This window comes from Rhizobacter sp. P2_H3, from assembly GCF_056403355.1.
This window is the reverse complement of sequence record NZ_JBFUFQ010000354.1, coordinates 1-4,115: the sequence shown is the minus strand read 5'-3', so window position 1 is coordinate 4,115 and position 4,115 is coordinate 1. Positions and strand designations below refer to the sequence as shown.

Annotated in this window: 4 protein-coding genes; 3 read left to right on the top strand and 1 reads right to left on the bottom strand. The window is 72.5% G+C overall.

The window, feature by feature from the left end; genetic code table 11:
• The first annotated feature begins 176 nt into the window (after nucleotides 1–176).
• From AC1D1T_RS30665 to AC1D1T_RS30655, 3 genes are read left to right on the top strand one after another with little or no spacing between them, the layout of a single operon-like run.
• On the top strand, nucleotides 177–1,100 hold the full coding sequence (locus AC1D1T_RS30665) for a carbamate kinase (protein ID WP_477827382.1): 924 nt from the start codon (nucleotides 177–179) through the stop codon (nucleotides 1,098–1,100).
• Nucleotides 1,101–1,138: 38 nt separating this feature from the next.
• Nucleotides 1,139–1,993, top strand: coding sequence for a universal stress protein (locus tag AC1D1T_RS30660; protein ID WP_477827381.1), 855 nt, complete (start codon nucleotides 1,139–1,141; stop codon nucleotides 1,991–1,993).
• A gap of 34 nt (nucleotides 1,994–2,027) precedes the next feature.
• Nucleotides 2,028–2,450 (top strand): universal stress protein, encoded by a 423-nt coding sequence (locus AC1D1T_RS30655; RefSeq protein WP_465113055.1) that lies wholly within the window; start codon nucleotides 2,028–2,030, stop codon nucleotides 2,448–2,450.
• Between the two features lie 12 nt (nucleotides 2,451–2,462).
• Here the strand turns inward: AC1D1T_RS30655 and AC1D1T_RS30650 are convergent.
• Nucleotides 2,463–4,115, bottom strand: a 1,653-nt coding sequence (locus AC1D1T_RS30650) for a bifunctional acetate--CoA ligase family protein/GNAT family N-acetyltransferase (protein ID WP_477993190.1), incomplete at its 5' end; no start/stop codon positions are given.

Below are 4,115 nucleotides of genomic sequence, written 5' to 3'. Positions count from 1 at the left end.
CTCATCGGCTGTGTTTGACCACAACGAACGAAGTGAGTGACGGGAGTTTGCCGATGCAACCCCGAAGCCGAGCTTCTCCGTGCAGTCGGCCCGCCAGGGCCGACCGCCCCAGCTGAGCCCCCRCAGCCTSCCCCCGSCCGCCCCGYYCACGCGCACAGAAAGAACGGAGAGACAAGATGAGAATCGTCGCAGCCCTCGGAGGCAACGCATTGATCCGCCGCGGCCAGCCGATGTCGGTGCAGGTCCAGCGTGACAACCTGACGGCAGCAGCCCGGGCCCTCGCGCCACTGGCCGCCGACAACGAGCTGGTCGTCACGCATGGCAACGGCCCGCAGGTCGGCTGGCTCGCGCTGCAGGCCGCCGCCTGGCAGGACAGCCGCGCCGGTGCCGAGACCACCCCGCTCGACGTGCTCGGCGCCGAGAGCGACGGCATGGTCGGCTACCTGGTCGAACAGGCGCTGGCCTGTGAACTCGGCGGCCACCCGATCGCGACACTGCTCACGCAGGTGCGCGTCGACGCGGGCGATCCTGCCTTCGCCACGCCGACCAAGCCGGTCGGCCCCGGCTACCGGCTGCCCGAGGTGCAACTGCTCGCCGAACGCGGCTGGCAGTTCGCGCGCGACGGCGAGCAGTGGCGCCGCGTCGTGCCGTCGCCGCGGCCGCAGCAGGTCGTCGAACTGCGGGCCATCCGCCACCTGCTCGCGGCCGGCGTCGTCGTCTGCGCCGGTGGCGGCGGCATCCCGGTCGTCGAGCGCGACGGCATGCTGCGCGGCATCGATGCCGTCATCGACAAGGATGCCGCCAGCGCCTTGCTCGCCCGCGAGCTGCACGCCGACGTGCTGCTGCTGCTCACCGATGTCAACGGCATCCGCACCGGGTTCGGCACGCCCGACGAGCACCGGCTCGCGTCGGCCACGCCGCGCTCGCTGCGCCAGCTCGCGCTGCCCGCCGGCTCGATGGGCGCCAAGGCACTCGCCGCCGCTGAGTTCGTCGAGACGACCGGCCGGCGCGCCGCGATCGGCCGGCTCGACGATGTCGCCGCGCTGCTGGCCGGCACCAGCGGCACCCAGGTCACGCGCGATGAATCCGATTTGAGTTGAATCAAGCCGTCGCGGCGGCACAGGCGTACCGTTGCACCATGCCGCAACGCCTCGCCACCGTGAACCCGATCCGCTCGATCCTGATGCTCGCGGACACCTCGCCGCGCACCGCGACACGGCTCACGATCGCACGCGAACTCGCCGAGCGGCACGACGGCGACGTCACCGCGCTGTTCGCCGCCACGCCGCTGCATGCCGAACCCGAAGGCCGCTTCGGCGCCGTCGCCGGCGCAGCCGCCACGCTCGACCAGCCCGACACCCGCCAGCTCGCACGCGAACGGCTGCTGCAGGACATCACCGGTGGCGAGGAGCTCTCGCGCGTGCGCTGGGCCGAGGTCACGCGCGAACCGGTGCTGCAGGCCCTCGTCCAGCACGCGCTGTGCACCGACCTGCTGGTGCTCGGCCAGCGCGACCCGGCCGTCGCAGGCCACGACCTGCCGGCCGGTTTCACCGAATCGCTGCTGATCGAAAGCGGCAAGCCCGCGCTGATCGTGCCCGACCGCGGCACCGCCAGCTCCGCGCCCGACTGCATGCTGGTGGCCTGGAAACCCTCGCGCGAGGCGGCCCGCGCCGTCACCGCCGCGCTGCCGTTCCTGGCGCAGGCCCGCGAGGTGCATGTCGCCAGCTGGTCGCGCAACGCGGTCGTCGGCGCCGCCGGCGGCCTCGACATCGTCGGCCACCTGAAGGCCCACGGCATCACGCCCGTGCTGCACCAGCGCGGCTACGAACCGCGCTCGATCGGCGACGAGTTGCTGGCGCTGGCCGCGCAGGTCGGCGCGCAGTGGCTGGTGATGGGCTGCTACGGGCACGGCCGGCTGCGCGAGCAGGTGCTCGGCGGCGCCACCCGCACGCTGATGCACACCGCGCCGCTGCCGCTGTTGATGATCCATTGACCCGAACCTGTCCACCACGATGAAGGAGAAGACCATGAAGATCCTGCTGGCTGTCGACGGCAGCGCCTGCACGAAGCAGATGCTGGCCTGGTTGGCCGCCCACGACGAGTTCCTGGGCGGCAACCACGACTACACCGTGCTCACCGTCACGATGCCGGTGCCGCCGCACGCCAAGGGCTTCTTCGACCGCGCGACGGTCGAGAACTACTACCGCGCAGAAGCCGATGAGGTGCTGAAGCCGGTGCGAATGTTCATCGCCCAGCAAGGCTGGAACGCCAGCTTCGTCGACAAGGTCGGCCATGCGCCGGCGGTGATCAGCGAGCTGGCTGACAGCGGCCGCTTCGACCTGGTCGTGATGGGCTCGCACGGGCATTCCGCCCTGGGCTCGGTCGTGCTCGGCTCGGTGACGGCGCGCGTGCTGAACCACTGCAAGACGCCGGTGCTCGTGATCCGCTGATCCGTTGTTCCGCTACGGCTGCAGCGGCAGCACCATCCGCAGGGCATCGCTGTCGCCGCCCTGCGCCTCGAAGCCGAAGCGCTGCACGAAGGCCCGCATCGCCTGGTTGTCGTGCAGCACCAGTCCCACCAGGCGTTGCGTGCCCTGCGCGCCCTGGTAGGCGATCAGCTTGTCCATCAGCAGCCGGCCCAGGCCCCGGCCCTGCAGGTCGCTGCGCACGACGATCGCGAACTCGGCCTCGACGTTGTCCGGGTCGACCGCCGCGCGCGCCACGCCCAGCGTCTCGCCCGCCCCGTCGGCGCCGGGACGCACCGCGATGAAGGCCATCTCGCGCGCGTAGTCGATCTGCGTCAGCCGCGCGAGCTCGCTGTGCGCCAGCTCGCGGCGCGCGTTGAAGAACCGGAAGCGCAGGTCGTCCGGGCTCAGCTGTTCGATGAAGCGGCGGTGCGCCGGCTCGTCCTCCGGGCGCACCGGGCGCAAGGTCAGCGGCTCGCCGCGCCACGCGATGGTCTCGACCAGCGCATCCGGATACGGCCGGATCGCGAAACGCTCCGCACCGGCCACCGGCACGCGGCTCAGCCGGATGCGCGCATCCAGCGCCAGCACGCCGTCGTGGTCGGCCCACAGCGGGTTGATGTCCAGCTCGGCCAGCTCCGGCAGGTCGGCCAGCATCTGCGACAGCGCGACCAGCGCATCGCCCACCGCATCGAGCCGCGCGGCCGGGTGGTCGCGGTAGCCGGCCAGCAGCCGCGACACCTGGGTGCGCGACACCAGCTCGCGCGCCAGCGCCCGGTTCAGCGGCGGCAGCGCGATCGCGCGGTCGGCCCGCACCTCGACCGCCGTGCCGCCATGGCCGAGCATCAGCACCGGGCCGAAACTCGGGTCGATGCTCGTGCCGACGATCAGCTCCTGCGCCATCGGCCGGCTCGCCATCGCCTGCACCGTGAAGCCGCTCACCCGGGCCTGCGGCCGCGCGGCGCGCACCCGTTCGAGCATGCCGGCCGCGGCCTCGCGCAGCGCGGCCTCGTCGGCCAGGCCGAGCGCGACACCACCGACATCCGATTTGTGCGTGATGTCGGGCGAGACGATCTTCAGCACCACCGGGTAGCCGATGCGGCCTGCCGCACCGGCCGCCGCATCGGCGTCGGCCGCCRCGCGCAGCGTCGTCACCACCGGAATGCCGTAGGCCGCGAGCACCGCCTTGGCCTCGTGTTCCTGCAGCATCTCGCGGCCGTCGAGCAGCGCCGCGATGATCACGCGGCGCGCGGCGGCGAGGTCCGGCACGGCATTGGCGCTGGCCGACGGCGTCTCCAGCAGCGTCGCCTGGTTGTGCCGGTAGCAGCGCAGCATCGAGAACGCGTTCACCGCTTCCTCGGGCGTCGCGTAGTCGGCGACGCCGGCATCGGTGAACAGCCGGCGCGCCTCGGCCACCGCCGTGTCGCCCAGCCAGCACGCCATCAGCCGGCCGTTCGCCTCGCGGGCCAGCGGCGACAGCGCGCGTGCGATCTCGGCGCTCGGCACGATCGCGGTCGGCGCGTGCATGAACAGCACCGCGCCGGCCTGCGGCTCGGCCAGCACCGCCTGCAGCGCGTCGACATAGCGCTGCACCGGCGCGTCGCCGATGATGTCGACCGGGTTGCCGCGCGACCAGGTGGCCGGCAGCAC

What these genes read in the sequence shown, in the direction of transcription:
- AC1D1T_RS30665 (WP_477827382.1), top strand. Translation starts at nt 177, where the DNA reads ATGAGAATCGTCGCAGCCCTCGGAGGCAACGCATTGATCCGCCGCGGC.
- AC1D1T_RS30660 (WP_477827381.1), top strand. Translation starts at nt 1,139, where the DNA reads ATGCCGCAACGCCTCGCCACCGTGAACCCGATCCGCTCGATCCTGATG.
- AC1D1T_RS30655 (WP_465113055.1), top strand. Translation starts at nt 2,028, where the DNA reads ATGAAGATCCTGCTGGCTGTCGACGGCAGCGCCTGCACGAAGCAGATG.